The following is a 19,430-nucleotide window of genomic DNA, read 5'->3' as shown; positions in this document are numbered from 1 at the left end:
CCCATGGTGCCACCGACCCTGTATGCGCTGAGCGATCTGCACGTCGGCTATCGCGAGAACCGCGAACTCGTCGAGCGCATCCGCCCCACCGACCCGGGCGACTGGCTCATCGTCGCCGGTGACGTCGGGGAGTTCTTTGCCGACATCGAATGGTGTCTCGGGCTGCTGCGCTCGCGGTTCGCCAAGGTCGTCTGGGCGCCCGGGAACCACGAACTGTGGACGCACCCCGACGATCCCGTCCGGCTGCGCGGCGAGCACCGCTATCGCGAGCTGGTGGAGATGTGTCGCCGCCTCGACGTCCTCACACCAGAGGACGAATATACCCTGTGGACCGGACGCGGCGGCCCGCTCCTGATCGCGCCGCTGTTCGTGCTGTACGACTATTCCTTCCGGGCGCCCGGAACGCGCACGAAGGCCGAGTCGCTGGCCTACGCGTACTCCACCGGAGTCGTGTGCACCGACGAGTCGATGCTCCACCCCGACCCGTATCCGAGCCGTGAGGCGTGGTGCTCGCAGCGCGTCGAGTACACCGAGCGCCGCCTCGCCGCGTGCGCACCCGAGCAGTCCGTCGTCCTGGTCAACCACTATCCGCTCATCCGGGACCCCATGGACGTCCTGCGATACCCCGAGTTCGCGCAGTGGTGCGGCACCGAGCGCACCGCCTCGTGGCACCTGCGGTTCCGGGCCGCGACGGTCGTCTACGGACACTTGCACATACCCCGCAACATCACCCGGGACGGCGTGCTGTTCCAGGAGGTGTCACTCGGATACCCGCGGGAATGGAAACGCCGCGGCACACCGCCGCCGGTGCTGCGCCCGGTGGTCCTGCCCGGGACGAACGCGGCGTCGGCGGACCGGCAGGGAGGGGCGCATGCTCGATATTCTGCCTGACATGGTCGCGACCGCCGAAGAGTTCGGGGACCTGGCAGACGCCTACCTGTTCCCGGAGGAGGCCGCGACGGCGGCGCGCGCCGTCGAAGGACGCCGGCGCGAATTCGCCACCGGACGGGCCTGCATCCGCCGGGCGCTCGGCCGCCTCGGCCTGCCGCCCGTCCCGGTCCTGCCGGGGGAGCGGGGTGCGCCGGTCTGGCCGGATGGCATCGTCGGCAGCCTCACGCACTGCGCCGGCTACCGAGGAGCCGCCGTGGCCCGCCGCGACGACGCGCTGACCATCGGCATCGACGCCGAGCCGGACGCGCCGCTGCCCGATGGCGTGGCCGAGGCGGTGGCGCTCGATGCCGAACTGAAGATGCTGGCCGCGTTACCGGCGCACCCCGCCGCGCCCAACTGGGACCGGTTGTTGTTCAGCGCGAAGGAGTCGGTCTACAAGGCCTGGTACCCGGTGGCCCGCGTCTTCATCGGCTTCGACGCCGCCCGCATCGAGATCGACCCGGACGCCGGAACGTTCCACGCCGAACTGCTCGTGCCCGGGCCGTTCAGCGGGTTCACCGGGCTGTGGCGTGTGCAGCGCGGCCTGCTCCTGACTGCGATCGTGGTCTGAGCGGGATCCGGCGGCAGAGCCCCTGAACCCCCTGAACCCCCTGAACCCCCTGAACTCCCAGCACCCACTGCGGCACACGCCGCCGGCGGTGACCCGGAGCGGGGCGGCAGCACCACGGACGGTCGCGGCGACTGCGAAGCAGCAGCGCGACACGGTACGTGCGCCGGCAGCACAACCCGAAGCAGCCGGCCGTGCTGGAAAAGACGAGTAAGAAGCCGCGCAGATAGGCCCGGTGGCGGCACCCCGGCAGCAAGGCAGGCACAGGTCTTGGCGATCATGGAGTTGCGACGCTCTGTGATCACCGGGGAGACCTGTGCCTGTACTGCCATCTTGGCTGACCGAACCGCTCTGGAGCCAATTCGCCGCCCTGCTGCCTGAGCGATCGGCGTACGCGTCGACCCATCCGCTGGGATGCCACCGCCCACGCATCAGCGACCGGATCGTCTTCGACAAGATGCTGCAGCTCCTGCGCTTCGGCTGCTCGTACCAGGCGATCGCCGACACGACCTGCTCGGCCACCACGATCCGAAACCGTCGCGACGAGTGGATACGACTGGGCGTGTTCGCCCGGCTCCAGCAGATCGCGCTGGAGTCCTACGACCGGATCGTCGGCCTCGTCCTCGATCAGATCGCCGTGGACGGCTCCATCACCAAGGCCTTCGGAGGCGGCGAGGCGGCCGGTCGCTCACCGGTCGACCGCGGCAAACAGGGCCTCAAACGCTCGGGCATGACGGACGGGTACGGGATTCCCCTGGGCCGTGTCCTGGCCGGTGCCAACCGCCACGACTCCCCGCTGCTCGCCCCGACCCTGGACCGTCTGGACGACCTGGGGCCGTTGCCCGACGACATCACCGTGCACCTGGACGCCGGCTACGACTCGGACAAGACCCGCGCTCTGCTCAACGAACGCGGCCTGCACGGACGCATCGCGCACAAGGGGGAGAAGGCGCCCATCCAGGCCAGTCAGCGTTGGCATGTCGAACGCACTCACGCCTGGCAGAACGCTTTCCACCGGCTCGCCCGCTGCTACGAGCGGCGCACCACCGTCATCGACGCATTCTTCGACCTCGCCGACACGATCATCACCGTCCGTAGCCTGATCCGGCAGGCATGGACCACCCACCGCTGGGAGGAACGCCCCCGACGCCGAGCACGACCTGCCGCCTGTCCGCGCGGACTCTAAAGACCATCGTCAGGCCGCCCGCGCGGAAAGATTGGGTATCGGCGGAGGACCAGTACTCCAAGCGATCTTGAGGCCGGCCGGAGGGGTGTGTCAGTGCGCCTCCGTGAGTGACTGCTCGTAGGCTGCCTGAAGGAGTTCGGAGGCCCGGGGGTGGTTGGGGTTCGGGCGGGGAATACCCAGGTGTACCTCGCGGAGTTCGTCCATGAGGTCCTCCCAGAGATGCGGGCCGCCGTCCTCCAAGAGGCGAGCGCGGACGCTGAGTTCGGGTGTGGTCGGGCGGTGCCGCATTCCCCAGGAGCCGAGCGCGACCATGATGGGGACTGTCTGGATGCCCGCTTCTGTGAGGCTGTAGGTCGCTCGACGTCCTCGTTCGGCCTGCTCCTGCGTGAGGAGACCGCCGGCGACGAGGGCCTTGAGACGGCTGCTGAGGATGTTTGACGCGATCCCCTCCTCGGAGTGGCTGAGCAGCTTGCGGAAGTGTCGGCGCCCGCCGAACATTACGTCGCGCAGGACGATGAGGCTCCACTGGTCCCCGAGCGCCTCCACCGCCGCGTTGACCGCACATCCGGACCGCGGTTTGTCTCGCATGCCCACCTCCAGTGATTGCATTCTGCCATCACCGAGTTTAGGCTCGCCCACGGCTAGTGATTGCAGTTCGCAATCACATCGCTTCGAGGGCAGGGGTCCGTGCAATGTCCCGCGTGAGGGTCCACAACTTCTCCATCTCTATCGACGGATTCGCCACTGGTGAAGGGCAGAGTCTCGACGCCCCGTTCGGCCACGCCGGCACGCGGCTCCATGAGTGGTTCTTCCCGACCAGGACCTTCCAGCAGATGCTGGGCAAGCCGGACGGGAGTACTGGGGTCGATGACGCCATCGCCGGCACCTGGGATGTCGGCATCGGAGCGGAGATCATGGGCCGCAACAAGTTCGGCCCCCAGCGCGGGCCATGGCAGAACGACGACTGGAACGGCTGGTGGGGGCCCAACCCGCCCTTCCACGCCCCGGTGTTCGTCCTGACCCACCACCCCCGCCCCTCGGTGGAGATGGAGGGCGGCACCACATTCCACTTCATCGACGCCACGCCGCAGGAGGCACTCCGTCAGGCGCGCGAGGCCGCAGGCGGCCTGGACGTGAGGATCGGTGGCGGGCCGACCACGATCCGCGAGTTCCTCGTCGAAGACCTCATCGATCATTTGCACATCGCCGTCGTCCCGATCGTTTTGGGCCGTGGCGAGCGCCTGTGGGACGGACTCGAAGGACTCGAGAAGCGCTTCCAGGCCGAGTCCGTGACAACCCCCAGCGGCGTCACGCACATGACCTTCACCCGGCCGTAGCGACCGCCCGCGCAGGCGGCAATCGGCCTCGGTCTCCCACCCCGCATGCTCCGAAGGCCGACGGGACGAACATCACTTCCAGGGACGGCACCACGTTCGCCGTCGACACGACCGGCCAGGGCGCGCCGCTGATCCTGATCGGCAGCGCCTTCAACGACCGCGCGACCGTGGCCGGGCTCGCCGACATGATGGCGTCGCAGACACAGGATCTCCGGTGGTCACAGAGCGTCGCAACTCCGTGATCACGGAACCTGTGCTTGCCCCATCTGCCAATGGGCCCCGCCCGTGCCTATCGGCGTGGCCTCTAAGTCATGCGCGGAGCCGGCAGGAGACCGACCCGCGCATGACGGCACACGTGCACGAGGAGTGACCAGCCCCCGGGGGACACAGGTTCCGCCAGCCACCGCGCTCCGCTCGACCGGTCAGTCGAGCGCGCGTTTCATGAAGCCCTTGACGCCGGCGAAACCGAAGCCGATGAGTGCCGCGCCCAGGGCCAGAAGGGAGATCCACAGCGGCAGCGACTCGACGCTGCCGTCCACCAGCAGCAACGCGCGCAGTGCTTCGCTGAAGTATGTCAGCGGGTTGACCGCGCAAATTACCTGGAACCACCGAATCGCTTCGAGACCGAGCCAGGGAAACTGCGTGGCGCCGGTGAACATCAACGGAGTGAGCGTCACCGCGAACATGATCTCGATCCGCTGCGGCGGAACAAAGGTGCCCAGGGTCATTCCGATCGCCGCACCCACCAGAGATCCCAGCAGGATCACTCCGGCGATCCCTGGCACAGCGCTCAACGGCCAGTCCACCCCGTCCAGGATGAGCATGCCGATCGGGATCATCAGCACGGCCGACAGCACTCCACGCGCGGCGCCGAAGAGCATCTTCTCGACCGCGATCAGTTCCAGACGCAGCGGTGCCAGGAGCCGGTCCTCGATCTCCCTGGTGTAGGAGAAGTCCAGCACCAGCGGAAGGGCGGTGTTCTGCAAGGCTCCGATGAACGCGGCCAGAGCCACCACGCCCGGCAGCAGTACCTGCTCGAACTCGGCGCCCACGTAACCGAGATCACCCAAAACCTTGCCCAGGATGAAGAGGGTGAAGAGCGGTTGGAGAACCACCTGCGCGAGGAACGAGGGAAGTTCGCGGCCCGTGACGAACAGGTCGCGCCAGAAGACGGCCATGAAGACGCGCGCGGAGCCGGGCCCGCGCGCCGCGTCGTCGCCGCCCTGACGGCTCGGCGTTTCAAGCATGCTGGTCAACGGAGCTCCCGACCGGTGAAATGGATGAACACGTCCTCGAGGCTCGGTCTGCCGATGGCGATGTCACTCACCTCGCAGCTGACGCCCTCGAGCACCTTGATGACGCCCGGCAGCACAGCGGTTGGGGCAAGGGCCGTATAGAGCCGGAACTGCTCGTCCGCGCCCGAGGGGTCCGCCGGAAGGCGCTCCACCCGCTCCACCCCGTCAGCACCCGCGAGCGTGAGCGTGACGTCCTCGGCGGTGGCGCTGTCGGAAAGGCGGAGCGTGACGGTCAAGGTGCTGCTGCCGGGGAGGGTGCGGGTCAGCGCGGCGGGCGTGTCGAGGGCGATGAGCTTGCCGTGGTCGACGATGCCGACGCGGTCGCACAGCTTCTCGGCCTCGTCCATGTCGTGGGTGGTGAGCACCACGGTCACCCCGTCGTCGCGGAGTTCGGATATCCGTTCGTGCACGAACAGCCGTGCCTGTGGATCGAGTCCCGTCGCCGGCTCGTCGAGGAACAGCACAGAGGGCCGGTGCATCAGCGCCCGCGCAATCATCACCCGCTGAGCCTGACCGCCGGACATGAAGTCGACACGGGCGTCAGCGAAGTCCTTCAGTCCCATTCGCTCCAGGAGGAGGTCCGCCGTCCGCTTCCGCTCGGCGGAGCGGGCCCCGTGGTAGGCCGCGTGGAACAGCAGGTTCTGACGGACGGTCAGAGACCGGTCCAGGTTGTTGCGCTGCGGCACCACGGCCAGCGCCCTGCGCGCCCGGGCGGACTCCGCCACCACGTCCACCGAATCGACCATGGCACGTCCCGAGGTGGGGAGCACCCGCGTGGTCAGGATTCCCACGGTCGTGGTCTTGCCGGCTCCATTCGGTCCGAGCAGACCGAAGACCTCTCCGTGCGACACGGAAAAACTCAGGCCGTCCACTGCGGGTACCGGACCGTTCGGATATTTCTTCACCAGGTCTTCGACCCTCACGGCATCAGTCACAATGCCGACCCTAACGACTGCTTCTGTCAGAAGCCCAGTGACGGTAGGGAGCGGAGTGCACCTCCGCCGCAAAATAGGGGTGACCCCCTATTGATGGGAAATTCTTGGGATTCTCGTCGCCGCGGCGCTGACCTGCGGTGATGCGTCCAGGCTTCGGGGACCGTTTAAGTTTCCCCTCAATAGGGGTGGATAAGGGGGCTGGCGCGACACCGGAACCTCCTTGTCGCTTTCGGTGGTAATCGCTCTGTTGCGGCCCGGATCATCCCTGTAAATCGCCGCACACGTACCCGGACCACCACCAAGGCGACCATCAACCGGAACATCCGCGACCGTGCGCTCTGGCTGACACCGCGCACCCGGCGACTGTGGTCGGACGTCGGTCTGCGTGGGTTCGGCCGGGACGGAGCCCCGGCTCCCGAGTGGGCGGGGCGTCTGGAGTACCGGAACACCTCGTTATCGGCGACGGGTGAATCGTGACCCTCTGACGGCGGATCAAAACTATGCCGACGAACGTGATCGCCGAGCGGATCGGCTGGGAGAAGGGCATGACGGTGCTCAAGGACCGGGTCCGCGAGCAGCGTCCGGCATATCTGCCCGTCGATCCGGCCGCGCGTCGCCATCGCCGGCGGTCGGGCGAATTGTCTGTGGCCGGGGAGGAACATGATGAGTATGGAGACATCCATCCCGTTGTGCGAAGCAGCATTTCATGACCTGTTTCAGAGGTCAGTACGGTCGGATTCAGGGAGTGGAATTTTCAGACGGCCCGAAAAACTCGCGGCTGCCCTGCGTGCCGGTGAAGTGACCTCGGCGGTGAGGTCGAGTGGGAAGCCGGTCCAGCGCAGCTCTGCGGGCAGGTGCCGCATGTCGTTGTAGAACAGCACGGAGGACGGCCTGCCGGGCGCGTAGCGGATGGCCGTCAGAGCTGCGTTGCTGTGGTTGAGGCCCATCCAGCGCCACTCGGGTGCGTCGAGGGCAGCCCGGATCAGCCAGCCGATGAGGAAGTTGTGCGTGACGACCAGCTCATGGCGGGGCCGGTCTCCGTCGACCGGGCCTGTGAACTCTGCGAGCGCTTCCCGGGCGAGCGCCGGACCGAGGTTGCGCTCCTCTTCGGGAACCTGAGCGAGGAAGCTGAGCATGGCATCAGCCGAATCCGGCGGCAGCTCCTCCTTCGCAGGCAGGTAGGGGATGTAGTCGCCGGCCAGTTCCGACTGGTGCAGTGGGACGGCGTCAAGTTGTGCGCTGATCAGCTGGGCCGTCTGCTGCGCCCGGGGCAGCGGCCCGTGGTAAATCGCCGAAAGTGGGGTGTTCCGGAGCCGTTCACCGAGCAGAACGGCTTGGCGCCGGCCGCTTTCCGTCAGGGTCGTCTCATCTGCCGACGCTTCACCGTGCCGGGCGAGGTAGAGGTATCGAGTGGCTGCGTCTGTCATGTTCCGGGTCTCCGTCGCCATCCCTGATCTTGTATGTCAGGGATGGACGCTGAGCTCTTTGTGCATGGTTCCGTCGCGGCTGTCCTGACTCAGTTCTGCCTCGTCGGGAGGCCGACTGGGGAGGGCGAATCCATTCGTGCTTCCGTGCGCCCCGCCGTATGGCCTCACTGCGCGGCCGTTCCGGGGAAGTAGTGGAGGCAGCGGGGCCGATCGGTCGGGTCGGCCCGGCGGCACCACCTCGCCTGGTGGGCCAAACGGAAGCGAGGAGTTGGACATGAGCGATCCATCGGCCCGGGATGTCGGCGAATGGTACGACCGCTTCGGAGGCCTGTATGGCCTGACCATGGGCGACAGCATGCACCTGGGCATGTGGACCGACGGCGTGCGGACGCAGACGGGGGAGCCGACAGCCGACGAGATGTGGGAGGAACTGACCCGGGCCCAGGACTCCTGGACCGGCAGCCTCATCAACGAGGTCGGGCTGCTGCCGGGACAGCGGATGCTGGACGTCGGCTGCGGCACCGGCCGGCCCACCGTGCGAATCGGTGCCGAGTCGGGCGCGAGCGTGCTCGGCGTGACGGTCAGCGCCGCGCAGGTCCGGGCCGGCCGCGACCGCGCCTCGAAGGCGGGACTGTCCGACCGCGTCGCCTTCGAACAGGCGGACGCCATGGCCCTGCCCCAGGAGTCCGAGATCTTCGACGCCGCGTGGGCCATCGAGTCGTTCGCGCACTTCTCCGACCGCCCCGCCGCGATCCGCGAGGTTCGGCGGGTGCTGCGGCCCGGGGGCCGCTTCGTTCTCGCGGACTGCTACGAAGCCGAACCCTTCACGCCTGAGGAAGTCCAGCTCTTCCAGGCCGCGTTCGCCCTCTCCCGACTTCCCGCCGGACCCAAGGACTACTCCCGCATGCTCGGCGAGGCCGGCTTCACCATCCACGGCATCCGCGACATGTCCCGAGAGTTCAAGCCCACCTACGAGCTGATCCCGCGCCTGTTCGCCGCAAGGCGCGCCCAGATCGCGGAGCTGGTGGGCACCGCCGCGATGGTGCAGCTCGACACCGTCTACCCGAGCATCCTCGCCCTGTGCCGTGACAAGATGGGATACACCGTGATCAACGCCGTGAAGTCCCCCTGACACGGCCGGGCCCGCCCCGACTCTCGGGTTTCCGTCGCCGGCAGGCCAGGAAGCCGGGCTTGTCGTCGGCCGGTGCCGCTTCGGCGTGGTCGGTCAGCTCCATCCCAGCTCCTCCTCCCAGTCGAGAAAGCCGGCGCCTTCCTCCTCCTGACGCTGGTAGTCGTCGACGGCCTGACGGTTCGCTGCGCGTTCGGCCGCGTTCTTCGGGGCCGGGAACGGGTAATTGTGGCTGAGCGGCCGAGTTGGCCCTTTAGCGCTTGAGTTGGCCAGGCTCAGCGTTGGTGTCGGCCCGCTGCTGCGACCTTTCGAGAGAGATGAAGTGTGATCGGGCTGGCCGACACGGAACCTGCTCAACGCCAGTGCATGGGGATCTTGGCAAGTTCATTGCACGATGAAAGCCTTGCGTTCATGAAGATCCTTTTTATCGGTGGAACCGTCTTCCTGGGCCGTGCGCTTGTGGACGAGGCGCTGCGACGTGGTCACGAGGTGACGTTGTTCAACCGCGGACAGGCGGGCCCGACGCCTTCGGGCGCGGAGGCGGTCCAGGGCGACCGAGGGAACGAAGCCGCCTTGCGTGCGCTGGTGGAGGGGCGGACCTGGGACTGTGTGATGGACACCTGCGGGTTCGAGCCCCAGATCGTGCAGCGTTCTGTCCGGGCCATGGCCGGCCATGCGGAAATGTACGCCTTCGTCTCGTCCTTCCATGCCTACTCGGACTGGCCCGCCAAGGGGGTGGACGAGTCCTTCCCTCGCCACGCCTGCGCTCCGGACGCCTCGCCGGACGACGTGCCCTACAACGCGCTCAAGGCCGGATGCGAGCGGGCGGTCGAGGAGGGCTTCCCCGAACCCGCCCTGATCGTCAATCCCGGAATCATCGTCGGTCCCGGAGAGAACGTCGGGCGCCTCCCGTGGTGGCTGGAGACCATCGCACGTGGCGGCCGTGTGCTGGCTCCGGGGTCCCCGGACCGCGCGATGCAGCTGATCGACGCCCGTGACATCGCCGACTTCATGCTCGACCGGCTCGCCGAGGGCGGCACCGGCCGATATCTGACCACCGGTGTCCGCGAGAACACGACCATGGGTGAGCTGCTGGGTGCCTGCGTCGACGCCACCGGTGTTGACACCGAACTCGTGTGGGCGGACGAGCAGTTCCTCCAGGATCACGGCGTGGCCCCGTGGACCGAAGTACCATTGTGGGCCCCTGACATTCCCGAGGTGGCCGGTACCTGGACCGCTTCCTCGGCCAAGGCCCTGGCCACAGGTCTGCGCTGCCGTCCGGTCGCCGATACCGCCGCGGACACCTGGCGAGCGCTCAGCGAGGGCGGGTATCCGCGGCCCAAGTACCTTCAGGGGAAAATTCCCGTCGGCTTGGACAAGGACAAGCACGACGCGGTCCTCGCCGCGTGGGACGACCGCAGGTCGTAGGCCTGAACCCCACCGCGCCCCGGCCCCGCGACCCGGCAACGGTGCAGCAGGGCCAGGCGCCGCGGAAGTGTCCCCGAGCCTCCGATGACCATAGTCAGCCGTCACTCCGCAAGAAAAGAGACCTGGGGTGATTGGCGTATGTCCCGCCTGTCCATCGGGCCTCGTCCGTGTCAGCGCACCGACGGCTGCCCTGCGGGCCAACAATGACGCTCAGCCAGGCCAACTCAAGCGCTAGAGGGCCAACTCAGCCGCTCAGTCCCAGTAATTGATGCTCGCCATAAAAGGGCTCCGAATTCAGTAGTCGAGATCCAGGTAGTCGATGTCGTTAATGGCCACGTCCGACAGCCCCATGGCCCGGCCCCCGCCGTCCTGGAAATAAACGTCCTTAAAGCCTTCGGCGATGATCCCACGCATCTCCTGGTCGCTGGCCCCGGCGTCGCGGGCGTCGAACAGGCGCTGCGCGTACGTCGCGGGGAGGCGGACAGTGAGGCGGCGGAAGCGGCCGTCGTCGGTGGTGCCGATCGGCGCGGTGTAGCCGAAGCGGGCCCGCGTCTCCACGGTGATCCCGGTGGCGGCGGCCTGCTTCCGCCGGCGCTTGCGCACCTGGGGCTGCCAGCGGGACCGGACAGCGCTGTCGATCCTCACGGCGATGTCCTTGGGCGGGTGCTTGCGCTCGCCCTTGCGGTAGCGCTCCACCGACCGCTGGGTGACACCCAGTTCGGCAGCCACGGCGCGCGTCGTCTTCAGCTGCTTCATCAGGAAGTTGATGCGGCCCTGGAGGGTCTTGGGCGGCTCCCGGGTGAACGCCTCCCGGTCGGCACGCTCGATCGCGTCCTCGATCTCTCCCACCGGTCAGCTCCCGTCCGTAAGCGCGCCGTGGCCGTAGCGGCGGCGGATCAGGTGAGCGTCGGCGGCCGGGGCGAGGTCCACGACCAGGCGCTCGCCCACGCCGGAGGCTGTAGTGGCGTCGGGCGTGAGGTAGCCAAGACTGCGGAGCTCGCCGACCGCCTTGCGGAAGGCGTCGCGGCCCTCGGCGCCCAGGCGCTCGTCACGGGTAAGGGAGACCAGATCGCTGACCGTGGGCTCCTGCCCGGGGGTGTAGCCGGTGGCGAGTTCGGCCAGGACGCCGCGGGCACGCCAGGTCAGACGCATGTCCCGCATCGCCCGCGCGAACAAGGCCGGGTCGTGGACAGGCGAGGCAGAGGGAGCGGGCCACTCCGGGAAGGCCGTGGCGTCGGTGGTGTTCATCGGGTACGACTCCTTCGGTGATATCTCCAGTGGGGGCGCGCCAGAGTACGGCCTACTTGCCCTCTTCGAGGACGGCGTCGCCGCCCTTGATGTGGCGAGCGGGGTTGAGGCCCTTCTCCATCAGGTCGACCGCCCACGCCATCTCCTGGACGCCCTCCAGCTTTGCCAGGCCCGGGGTGGGACCGAGGCGGAAGCCGCCCGGCTGCGGCTTACCGGAGGTGGCGTACGGCAGGAAGTCCATCGGCGAGGCCCCGGGTGAGGGGTAGACGACGCAGTCGGACAGCACGGCCAGCGGGTACAGGCCCGTCATCTTGGCCATGTTGCTGAGCTTGCGGTGCATGTTGACCCGGGCCTTGCTGATGACGGCGGCCCGGATGTCCGGGCGCCAGGTCGGCCGCTGAAGGGCCGGCCACGTCTCGCCGTCGCGGTACTGCTTGCCCTGCGGGCCCTCGCGGAGCTTGCCGATGCCGCCCTTGACGGTGCCCTTGATGGCGGCGAGTACGGCCGCCAGGGCCGGGTCGGCCTGCTTGTGCTGCTCCATCGCGGCAAGGAACTCGAGGTCGGTGAGGTCCTTCGTGACGCCCAGGTCGGCGAGCGTGTCGACGTACGCGTTCTTGAGCCGGTCGTGCCACGGGTCCAGGTACGCCCCGGCCTCCCGGCGTAGGTACGCCTCGATCGGGGCGACGTTGTAGCCGAGCTCCTGGGCGTAGGCGACGGTGTGCGTCTGGTACCAGGCAGGTCCCGTCGGGCGCTCGCCGGTCGGCGTGAACGGCGAAGGGAGGCGCGGGTCCAGTTCAACGTGGGAGAGGTCCACCAGCCAGGAGCCGGGGATCTTCGGGTTGAACGTCGGGGCGTGGAAGTGGTCGGGCGCGGAGAGCCCCACCGTCAGCCTCGCCGCGGCCGCGAGGAACGCGGTGTTCAAGTCGAGCCCCACCGCCCACGGCAGCAGGCACTCCTCATCGGACAGCAGTGAGACGTCGCGCACCCACTGGTACGCCTCCTCGTTCAGGAAGCCGCCGGTCCAGCCGGAGTGGACGACCACGGGGTGCTCGGGACGGGCCTCCGGCGGTGCCGGGTCCATCGGGTCCGTGCCCAGCGAGCCGGGGTTGTGGCCGGAGACCCAGTTGCCGGTCTCCTTGTCCTGCACGGCCCGGGTCGGCGGGCGCAGTGCTGTCATCAGCTCCAGTCCGGACACGGCCGTGCTGCCGCGCGGGGTGATGACCCGCTGGGCGTAAATCCCGAGGACGCGGGCGACGTCGGCCGGCTCCATCTCCGACGCCCCCGGCCACGACCGCTCATCGAGGGCGTCCCACGAGAGGACGGCGAGCTGCACGCACTGGCGCTGGTTTCCGGTGGCCCTGCGGTAGATCCTCGCCCACGGGCCGAACCCGCGCTGCGTGAGCTGCCACTTCGCCTTGGTGACCTGCTTGATCACGGGGTGGTCCTCGGGCAGGCGCAGGGAGCGGCGCTGCTCGTGGCCCTCCAAGCGCTCTGGCAGCCCGAGCTTCACGGCCGCGGACGCGGTGAGCACGATCAGCGGGTCGGAGTCCTTCCCGTTGCGGTGCAGCTTCGGCGCGCCGAGACCGGACTCCTTGAGGGTCCACTCCACCAGATGAGGCACGGTGGTCGCCGGGCAGTCCAGCACGATGCCGTCGACGCCGTACGCGGAGCCGTCACCGTCCAGCACCGCGAGCGGGCCGTGCGGGAAGCGTGGATCGGTCGCGGGCTTGGCTGCCTTTTTCGCGGCCGGGCGGCGAGACGACGTCGCCGGGCGGGCGGGTCGCTCCGGCGCGACCGGGGCGGCGGGTGCCTCCGCCGGCGCGACGGTCTCCGCCGCGGGCACCTCGGGCGCAGCCGGGCCGGTGAACGTTTCCGGGGCCGGTTGCGGCGCGGCGGCCGGGACGGGCGCAGCGGCGGGAGTGCCGTGGGCGGGGTACTTCGCCGCCCAGCCGTTCAGCAACCGCTGGTACGCCTCCAGGCGTGGCGACTTCGGCTCGGAGCGGCCGTTCTCGTAGTTCTTGACCGACTGCGTCGACGTCTTCAACGCGGTCGCGAGGCGGACCTGGGTGATACCGGCGGCCTCGCGCAGCCGGGCGCGCTCCGCCGGGGGCGGGAGCTGAGGCTCCTCCTCCAGCAGCGCGTCGATGTTCGCGAACAGCTCTTCCTCGGATGCCATGTGTCTCTACCTCCAGTCTGGACAGTAGCAGAATTTACCCTTGCGTTTAACTCAAACATTTAACCCGTCCACAAGTCTGCCAATCTGACGTCAGAGGAGCGCGTCAGAAGCGAACACCCGTACGTAAAGGGTGAGTTGACGGATTTTTCTGTCCTGTTTCTGCGATGTGCAGGCAGTCCCGCTCTTCTATAGGCATGTGAGGCTCTGTCCCGGTCATGTGCAGGCAGGTTCTGGAGAGTTACGGTCTTGTGCAGGTGCGGCGGTCACGGCGCTGGATTCCTACGACTGGACGGGCCGTACGGTCGAGTACCACCGTGCGTAGGTCCGGGAGCACCTCGGCTTCCGCGAGTGCAGCGTCGCGGACGCGGAGAAGCTGACGGCGTATCCGGCCGAGCACGTTGCGCACAAGGAACGCAGGCCCGAGCAGGTCCGGGTGGAGCTGCCGGCACATTGCCGCATGGAGAGCATGGAACCGCCCACGCCGGGCCGGTGCGACCGGATCGTGGCGGCTGCCCTGCGGGCGCCCGAGGAGTCGCTGACTGCGCAGATCTCCTCACGGCTGACGGCGGAGACCATCGAGCGGCTGGTGGCTCCGGTGGCCGCCGGCACCGACCAGGACGACGACGCCGGACCCGACCGTGGCGGTACGGAGGGCGAGGACGCGCCTCCGGCGCTGGGGAAGACCAAGGAAGCGGTCTACGTCAACACCCTCATGCTCCAAGACATCCTCGGTGAACCGGAGTGGGCAGAGCTCCTCACGCCCGCCGACCGGCGCTGACCGACCCCGCTCTTCTGGTCCCATGTCCGCCCGTACGGAGAGGCCAATTTCGACATGGACGCCCGTCTCAACCTCGCTGCGGCCACCATGCCCGGCCCTCGGGCCCCGCTGGATGACCAGCCGACCCCACCCCGGGACCGGGAGAAGGCGGAGCTTCCGCCGATGCAGGCAAAGCGGTAGCGGGGCCGTTCTGAACCCTGCCACCTGTGCCGGGCGGCGCTGGGACGGTGAGTTCCAACGCGAGCGGGGACCTGGTGGTTGTGCAGAGGCGTCCTGTGCTAACAGTTGAAGTTCATCCATGCTGCTGAGGGCGCGCGTTCGTCGGCTGCGGGGAGGGGGCGAGTGGGTGTGTCGCGACGTAGGAAGATCACGGTCATGGTGGCGGCGGTCGTGTTGACCGTGTCGACGCCGTTCTTCTGGCTGCTGGACAGCCCAGATACCGGCCAGTTGGTTGCCGCCTCGGTCCAGGGCGCCACCGGTATTGCCGCCCTGGTTTGGGCGCTGATGCAGTCCCCAGCCACCCCACAGCCCCGGGTTGCGGTGGTCGATACCGGGAAGGCCAAGGCCACCGGTGGAGGCCGGGCGTCCACCGGCGTGCGACGCCCGCAAGATGCCGGGAGCGGGGCGATTCGGGCGGAGCGTCGCCGCCCGCGCCCGCGGCGCCCGGCTCGGCCGCCCGCCGGCCATGACCGAGGAACAGGTGCGCCACGCCCGCGACCTGCTCACTCACCCAGAGAACTCCGTCTCCTCGATCGCCAAGTTCCTCGGCGTCTCCCGCGACACGATCTGCAAGTACGTGCCCGAGCTGAAGGGCGGACGACTCGCGCTCGCCGAGCCGACAGGGGCAGCCGCACTGCCCCGCCCAGCGCAGTCGGCAAAGTAACCACGGCATCGCCCCAGGTCAGCGATATCCGTTGTTCTTGCGGCGGCTGACCCGGCCCCCTCAGGTGGGCGGAAATCCGCTTGGTGAACCCTCTCGCCCGTGCTGAAATGCGCGGATGGATACTTCTGAGGTACTCGCCCTCTTCGACCGTCAGATGCGGCGGGATACCCTCGCCGACGCGCCCGGCGCCCGGGTCGAGCGGGTCGGCAAGGTGGTGCGGCAGGTCGGCGTCGAGGGCGGCTGGAGCGCGGTCGTCTGGTCCGGCCTGGACCAGGCCACGGCGCGGCCGGCGATCGCCGAGCAGGTGCAGTACTTCACCGAGCTGGGCCGTGAGTTCGAGTGGAAGCTCTACTCGCACGACCAGCCGGAGGATCTCGGCGAGCTGCTGCTGGCGGCCGGGTTCGAGGCTGAGCCCGACGAGGCCCTGATGATCGCCCGGATCGCCGACCTGCCCGATGGCAGCGGACTGCCCGAGGGTGTCCGGCTGCACCCGGTGACTACCCCAGCCGACGTGGAGCTCATGCTGTCCGCGCACGAGGGGGCGTTCGAGACGACTGCGGACTGGTTGCGGCCGAGCCTGCTCGACATGCTGGCCGAGAGCCCGGGGGCGGTCAGCATGGTCGTCGCGATGGCCGGCGACATGCCGGTCTGCGGGGCGCGGATGGAACTACACCCGGGCACCGAGTTCGCCAGCCTCTGGGGCGGCGGCACCGTACCCGCCTGGCGCGGCCGGGGGATCTACCGGGCGCTGGTTGCGCACCGCGCCGAGATCGCCGCCGAGCACGGCTACCACTACCTGCAGGTGGACGCCTCCGACCAGAGCCGCCCGATCCTGCAGCGGCTCGGCTTCGCCGCTCTGAGCACCACGACCCCGTACGTGTACAAGCCGTAGCCGGTACCCCCTGCTCAACGCTTCTCGCTCGCGGGCTGGAGCACTTCGGCCGGGCAGGGGTGAGGAACCTCCCGGGCCTGGAGGACTCTGGTGCGCAATTCTCTGCGGCTGCTTGACCGGTAGGTGATGATCGTTCCTGCGGTCGTTACGTGTCGTCCGGCCGTGGAGGGTGGGTTGTGATGTCGTTGCGGCCGATGGGGCTGCCGCCGGTGCCGGAGCAGACGGTGCGGGTCGCGCGGGCGGCGTTCCCGCAGGGGAGTTTGGCGATCCGGGTGCGGGACCGGCTCGGGGAGGTCTTCACCGATGAGCCGTTCGCCGAGGCGTTCGGGGTGCGTGGGGCGCCGGGTCTGTCGCCGGGGATGCTGTCGCTGGTCACGGTGTTGCAGTTCGCGGAGAATTTGACTGATCGGCAGGCCGCGGCGATGGCGATACGGGCCATCGACTGGGAGTACGCCCTCGGCCTGGAGCTGACGGACACCGGCTTCGACCACAGTGTGCTGCCCCGGTTCCGGGCCCGCCTGGTCGACAACGGCATGGAGCGTGTCGTCTTCGACCGGCTCCTTGAGTACTGCGTGGACGCCGGGCTGGTGGCCGCGGGAGGAAAGCAGCGCACCGATTCCACCCATGTGGTCAGCGCGGTACGGGACTTGAACCGGTTGGAGCTGGCCGGGGAGAGCGTGCGGGCTGCGCTGGAGGCGCTGTCGGTCGCGGCACCGGACTGGCTGGCCCGGGCCGTGGACGTGCCGGAGTTCGCCCACCGCTACGGACCTCGGGTCGACAGCTGGAAACTGCCCGGCTCCAAGGTCAAGCGCGACCAGTTGTCCCAGGTCTACGGACAGGACGCGTTGCGGCTGTGCCGGGCCGTCTGGTCGCCCGACGCGCCGGCCTGGCTGCGGGAGATCGGGGCCGTGGACATCATGCGCCAAGTCCTCGTGCAGACCTACACCGTCCGCACCAGCAGCCGGGGCAAGGAGGTGGTCAGCAAGCGGGAAGCCGACGAGGACGGTGTCCCGCCCGGCCATCTCCGCCTCGCCTCGCCCTACGACACCGACGCCCGCTGGTCCGCCAAGGGCGACGACCTGTTCTGGCTCGGCTACAAGGTCCATCTCACCGAGAGCTGCGACAACACTCCCCCCGAAGCCGAAGCCGAAGCCGAAGCCGAAGCCGAAGCCGAAGCCGAAGTCCGGGGACGGCCGAACCTGATCACGGATGTGACCACCACCCTGTCGACGGTGCCGGACGTGAAGGCCACCGCGCCGATCCAGCAACAACTCGCCGACCGCGGCCTGCCGCCCGCCGAGCACTACCTGGACTCCGGTTACCCCTCCGCCGAACTGATCGAGACCGCCCGCAGCCGCGGAACCGTCATGGTCACTCCCGTCCTCCTCGACCGATCCGCCCAGGCCAAGAGCCACGCCGGCTACGACAAGAGCGCCTTCCGGATCGACTGGAAAGCCCGACGGGTCCGCTGCCCCCAGGGCAACACCAGCACCGGATGGCACCCGGTGCGACAACGCGAACGAGACGCCATCGTCGTCGAGTTCGCTAAGACGGACTGCCAAGCATGCCCCGTCCGACCCGAGTGCACCTCGGCCCGGCGCGGCAACCGCATGCTCACCCTCTACCCCGAGCACCTGCACACCGTCCTCGCCGCCGCCCGCGCCGAACAGAAGACCAAGACCTGGAAGGACAAGTACGCCCTGCGGGCCGGAGTGGAAGGAACCATCAACCGTGCGACACGAGGGCGCACGATACGAGTGAACACACCGAGTGGAGGTTCGATGTTGAAGGTGTAGTTCCGGGCCAGTGTCCAGGGTCTGTCCCCACCCTGACGTGCGTTGCGGGTAACCGCGGGGTGCGGAGCTCAGGGGGTCAAGCCCAAGGGTGCCCGTGCCATCCGGGGACCACAGGCGAAGGGGAAGACTGGACGGGCGAACGACGAGTGAACCCCTGGTTGATGTCTCGTCAGGTATCAGCTCCGGATGATGGATCGCTCTGCCGGAGTCCAGGAACCGGCCGTTGAGAGGCGGCAAGCGGCGACTGTAAGAGGTGAGTTGCAGTCGTAGGACACCGCTGTTCCCGGGGCATAGGGGGCGCCCACCCCAGTCGGATCTCGTACGTGTGCAACGCGGAAACCCCGTCGGGGTCCGGGGCCGGTTATCCGGTGCCCGGTTGGCCGACCGCGAGGAGAGCTCAACTCCCCGGCGGGAACAGGAGGACCCAAGAAGCGAACGCCGGCGGCCGAAAGGCAGCGGGAAAGCGGGACACGATGACCGGCCCCTCCGCCGGTCGTCTCGTATAACCGGCCGGATACGGGCAGCTGCCCGGACCCGAAAGGGTGCTGACGTGGGTCTGGTGGGCCTGTGAAGTGACGATGACCGAAGGCGATGGAACCGAGGGACAAGTTGGACACCAAGGCGGTGAAGGAGGCCGGGATGGCAGATGCCGCTCCGGCTGTGATCGCGGTGGTGAACGGACCCGAGGACGATGTCACCGACTGGCTGTCGATCGACTGGCAGCGGGTGGATGACGACGTACGGCGGCTGCGGCAGAGGATCTTCACGGCGTCACAGGCAGGGGACCTGAAGAGGGTCCGCAATTTGCAGAAGCTGATGCTCCGTTCCCGCGCCAACGCACTGCATGCGGTGCGGCGGGTGACGGAGGTCAACGCTGGCCGCGAGACGGCGGGCGTCGACGGCAAGGTGGTGCTGACCGCGCCCGGCAAGGCCGAGGTGGCCGACTGGGTGCAGCACCGCTCCGAGTCGTGGACGGCCCGGCCCGTCAGACGGGTGTATGTGCCGAAGCCCGACGGGCGTCGGCGTCCGCTCGGCATTCCCGTGATCTTGGACCGCTGTCTTCAGGCTGTGGTCCTTGGTGCTCTGGAGCCCGAGTGGGAGGCACGGTTCGAGCCGAGGTCCTACGGATTCAGGCCCGGCCGTGGCTGTCATGACGCGATCGAGTCCATCTTTCTGACCTGCCGGGGCCCCAACCCTGGTCGGCCATGGGTACTTGACGCGGACCTGGCGGCGGCATTCGACCGGATCGACCATGATCACTTGCTCCGGCGGCTCGGCACGTTTCCCGCGCGGGAACTGGTCGCGCAGTGGCTGCGGGCCGGTGTGGTCGAGGACGGTCGGCTCACCGAGACCGGGGAGGGAACTCCCCAGGGCGGTGTGATCACGCCCCCAACGCAATGGGCAACTTCTGCTTCGAGGTGA

At 68.5% G+C, this 19,430-nt stretch carries 19 protein-coding genes; 12 read left to right on the top strand and 7 right to left on the bottom strand.

The window, feature by feature from the left end:
• Positions 1 to 3 precede the first annotated feature (3 nt).
• The 3 genes from OG306_RS01735 (at position 4) to OG306_RS01725 (ending at position 2,684) form a co-directional block, all read left to right on the top strand.
• The gene (locus tag OG306_RS01735) at positions 4 to 891 is read left to right on the top strand and encodes a metallophosphoesterase family protein (RefSeq protein ID WP_266752877.1); all 888 of its coding nucleotides are present in this window, start codon (positions 4 to 6) and stop codon (positions 889 to 891) included.
• Positions 872 to 1,501: a 4'-phosphopantetheinyl transferase family protein gene (locus OG306_RS01730; RefSeq protein ID WP_327259571.1), complete on the top strand. Its 630-nt coding sequence runs from the start codon at positions 872 to 874 to the stop codon at positions 1,499 to 1,501. Before OG306_RS01735 ends, OG306_RS01730 begins: the two co-directional genes overlap by 20 nt.
• Positions 1,502 to 1,814: 313 nt before the next feature.
• On the top strand, positions 1,815 to 2,684 hold the full coding sequence (locus OG306_RS01725) for an IS5 family transposase (RefSeq protein ID WP_266752881.1): 870 nt from the start codon (positions 1,815 to 1,817) through the stop codon (positions 2,682 to 2,684).
• Between the two features lie 90 nt (positions 2,685 to 2,774).
• On the opposite strand, the gene OG306_RS01720 is transcribed toward OG306_RS01725, so the two are convergent.
• The gene (locus tag OG306_RS01720; RefSeq protein WP_266752883.1) at positions 2,775 to 3,272 is read right to left on the bottom strand and encodes a winged helix-turn-helix transcriptional regulator; all 498 of its coding nucleotides are present in this window, start codon (positions 3,270 to 3,272) and stop codon (positions 2,775 to 2,777) included.
• Between the two features lie 104 nt (positions 3,273 to 3,376).
• Between OG306_RS01720 and OG306_RS01715 the strand changes: the two genes are divergently transcribed.
• Positions 3,377 to 4,021, top strand: coding sequence for a dihydrofolate reductase family protein (locus OG306_RS01715; protein WP_266752885.1), 645 nt, complete (start codon positions 3,377 to 3,379; stop codon positions 4,019 to 4,021).
• 422 nt (positions 4,022 to 4,443) lie between these two features.
• On the opposite strand, the gene OG306_RS01710 is transcribed toward OG306_RS01715, so the two are convergent.
• Together OG306_RS01710 and OG306_RS01705 are read right to left on the bottom strand one after the other, a co-directional pair.
• Positions 4,444 to 5,268, bottom strand: a complete 825-nt coding sequence (locus OG306_RS01710) for an ABC transporter permease (RefSeq protein ID WP_266908494.1) — start codon at positions 5,266 to 5,268, stop codon at positions 4,444 to 4,446.
• Between the two features lie 5 nt (positions 5,269 to 5,273).
• Positions 5,274 to 6,251: an ABC transporter ATP-binding protein gene (locus OG306_RS01705; RefSeq protein WP_266752886.1), complete on the bottom strand. Its 978-nt coding sequence runs from the start codon at positions 6,249 to 6,251 to the stop codon at positions 5,274 to 5,276.
• A gap of 500 nt (positions 6,252 to 6,751) precedes the next feature.
• Here OG306_RS01705 and OG306_RS01700 point away from each other — a divergent pair, with 500 nt between their 5' ends.
• Entirely contained in the window at positions 6,752 to 6,961 is a 210-nt protein-coding gene (locus OG306_RS01700; RefSeq protein ID WP_266752888.1) for a hypothetical protein, read from the top strand.
• A 6-nt stretch (positions 6,962 to 6,967) separates the two neighbouring features.
• On the opposite strand, the gene OG306_RS01695 is transcribed toward OG306_RS01700, so the two are convergent.
• On the bottom strand, positions 6,968 to 7,678 hold the full coding sequence (locus OG306_RS01695) for a histidine phosphatase family protein (RefSeq protein WP_266752890.1): 711 nt from the start codon (positions 7,676 to 7,678) through the stop codon (positions 6,968 to 6,970).
• Between the two features lie 274 nt (positions 7,679 to 7,952).
• Between OG306_RS01695 and OG306_RS01690 the strand changes: the two genes are divergently transcribed.
• Together OG306_RS01690 and OG306_RS01685 are read left to right on the top strand one after the other, a co-directional pair.
• Positions 7,953 to 8,810 (top strand): class I SAM-dependent methyltransferase, encoded by an 858-nt coding sequence (locus OG306_RS01690; RefSeq protein WP_266752892.1) that lies wholly within the window; start codon positions 7,953 to 7,955, stop codon positions 8,808 to 8,810.
• A gap of 408 nt (positions 8,811 to 9,218) precedes the next feature.
• The gene (locus tag OG306_RS01685; protein WP_266752894.1) at positions 9,219 to 10,235 is read left to right on the top strand and encodes an NAD-dependent epimerase/dehydratase family protein; all 1,017 of its coding nucleotides are present in this window, start codon (positions 9,219 to 9,221) and stop codon (positions 10,233 to 10,235) included.
• 294 nt (positions 10,236 to 10,529) lie between these two features.
• Here OG306_RS01685 and tpg read toward each other — a convergent pair whose 3' ends face one another.
• The 3 genes from tpg to tap are packed head-to-tail and all read right to left on the bottom strand — an operon-like array spanning position 10,530 to position 13,659.
• Positions 10,530 to 11,084: a telomere-protecting terminal protein Tpg gene (gene tpg / locus OG306_RS01680; RefSeq protein WP_266752896.1), complete on the bottom strand. Its 555-nt coding sequence runs from the start codon at positions 11,082 to 11,084 to the stop codon at positions 10,530 to 10,532.
• A gap of 3 nt (positions 11,085 to 11,087) precedes the next feature.
• Positions 11,088 to 11,483, bottom strand: a complete 396-nt coding sequence (locus tag OG306_RS01675; RefSeq protein ID WP_266908490.1) for a hypothetical protein — start codon at positions 11,481 to 11,483, stop codon at positions 11,088 to 11,090.
• Positions 11,484 to 11,535: 52 nt separating this feature from the next.
• Positions 11,536 to 13,659, bottom strand: coding sequence for a telomere-associated protein Tap (tap, locus tag OG306_RS01670; protein ID WP_266752898.1), 2,124 nt, complete (start codon positions 13,657 to 13,659; stop codon positions 11,536 to 11,538).
• A gap of 466 nt (positions 13,660 to 14,125) precedes the next feature.
• Between tap and OG306_RS01665 the strand changes: the two genes are divergently transcribed.
• The 5 genes from OG306_RS01665 to OG306_RS01645 all read left to right on the top strand — a co-directional run bounded on the left by OG306_RS01665 (position 14,126) and on the right by OG306_RS01645 (position 19,430).
• The gene (locus OG306_RS01665) at positions 14,126 to 14,437 is read left to right on the top strand and encodes a hypothetical protein (RefSeq protein ID WP_266752900.1); all 312 of its coding nucleotides are present in this window, start codon (positions 14,126 to 14,128) and stop codon (positions 14,435 to 14,437) included.
• A 610-nt stretch (positions 14,438 to 15,047) separates the two neighbouring features.
• Positions 15,048 to 15,320: a helix-turn-helix domain-containing protein gene (locus tag OG306_RS01660; protein WP_266752904.1), complete on the top strand. Its 273-nt coding sequence runs from the start codon at positions 15,048 to 15,050 to the stop codon at positions 15,318 to 15,320.
• Positions 15,321 to 15,435: 115 nt separating this feature from the next.
• A complete protein-coding gene (locus OG306_RS01655; RefSeq protein WP_266752907.1) occupies positions 15,436 to 16,212 on the top strand; it encodes a GNAT family N-acetyltransferase in 777 nt (258 codons plus the stop codon).
• Between the two features lie 179 nt (positions 16,213 to 16,391).
• On the top strand, positions 16,392 to 18,008 hold the full coding sequence (locus OG306_RS01650; protein ID WP_371665057.1) for a transposase: 1,617 nt from the start codon (positions 16,392 to 16,394) through the stop codon (positions 18,006 to 18,008).
• Between the two features lie 591 nt (positions 18,009 to 18,599).
• Positions 18,600 to 19,430 (top strand): reverse transcriptase N-terminal domain-containing protein, encoded by an 831-nt coding sequence (locus tag OG306_RS01645; RefSeq protein WP_371665056.1) that lies wholly within the window; start codon positions 18,600 to 18,602, stop codon positions 19,428 to 19,430.

Source organism: Streptomyces sp. NBC_01241, assembly GCF_041435435.1.
GTDB lineage: Bacteria > Actinomycetota > Actinomycetes > Streptomycetales > Streptomycetaceae > Streptomyces.
This window is presented reverse-complemented; position numbering and strand designations above follow the sequence as displayed.

Coding starts and splice junctions, on each gene's coding strand:
- OG306_RS01735 (WP_266752877.1), top strand. CDS start 4: ATGGTGCCACCGACCCTGTATGCGCTGAGCGATCTGCACGTCGGCTAT.
- OG306_RS01730 (WP_327259571.1), top strand. CDS start 872: ATGCTCGATATTCTGCCTGACATGGTCGCGACCGCCGAAGAGTTCGGG.
- OG306_RS01720 (WP_266752883.1), bottom strand. CDS start 3,272: ATGCGAGACAAACCGCGGTCCGGATGTGCGGTCAACGCGGCGGTGGAG.
- OG306_RS01715 (WP_266752885.1), top strand. CDS start 3,377: ATGTCCCGCGTGAGGGTCCACAACTTCTCCATCTCTATCGACGGATTC.
- OG306_RS01710 (WP_266908494.1), bottom strand. CDS start 5,268: ATGCTTGAAACGCCGAGCCGTCAGGGCGGCGACGACGCGGCGCGCGGG.
- OG306_RS01700 (WP_266752888.1), top strand. CDS start 6,752: ATGCCGACGAACGTGATCGCCGAGCGGATCGGCTGGGAGAAGGGCATG.
- OG306_RS01695 (WP_266752890.1), bottom strand. CDS start 7,678: ATGACAGACGCAGCCACTCGATACCTCTACCTCGCCCGGCACGGTGAA.
- OG306_RS01690 (WP_266752892.1), top strand. CDS start 7,953: ATGAGCGATCCATCGGCCCGGGATGTCGGCGAATGGTACGACCGCTTC.
- OG306_RS01685 (WP_266752894.1), top strand. CDS start 9,219: ATGAAGATCCTTTTTATCGGTGGAACCGTCTTCCTGGGCCGTGCGCTT.
- OG306_RS01675 (WP_266908490.1), bottom strand. CDS start 11,483: ATGAACACCACCGACGCCACGGCCTTCCCGGAGTGGCCCGCTCCCTCT.
- tap (WP_266752898.1), bottom strand. CDS start 13,659: ATGGCATCCGAGGAAGAGCTGTTCGCGAACATCGACGCGCTGCTGGAG.
- OG306_RS01665 (WP_266752900.1), top strand. CDS start 14,126: ATGGAACCGCCCACGCCGGGCCGGTGCGACCGGATCGTGGCGGCTGCC.
- OG306_RS01660 (WP_266752904.1), top strand. CDS start 15,048: ATGCCGGGAGCGGGGCGATTCGGGCGGAGCGTCGCCGCCCGCGCCCGC.
- OG306_RS01655 (WP_266752907.1), top strand. CDS start 15,436: ATGGATACTTCTGAGGTACTCGCCCTCTTCGACCGTCAGATGCGGCGG.
- OG306_RS01650 (WP_371665057.1), top strand. CDS start 16,392: ATGTCGTTGCGGCCGATGGGGCTGCCGCCGGTGCCGGAGCAGACGGTG.
- OG306_RS01645 (WP_371665056.1), top strand. CDS start 18,600: ATGGAACCGAGGGACAAGTTGGACACCAAGGCGGTGAAGGAGGCCGGG.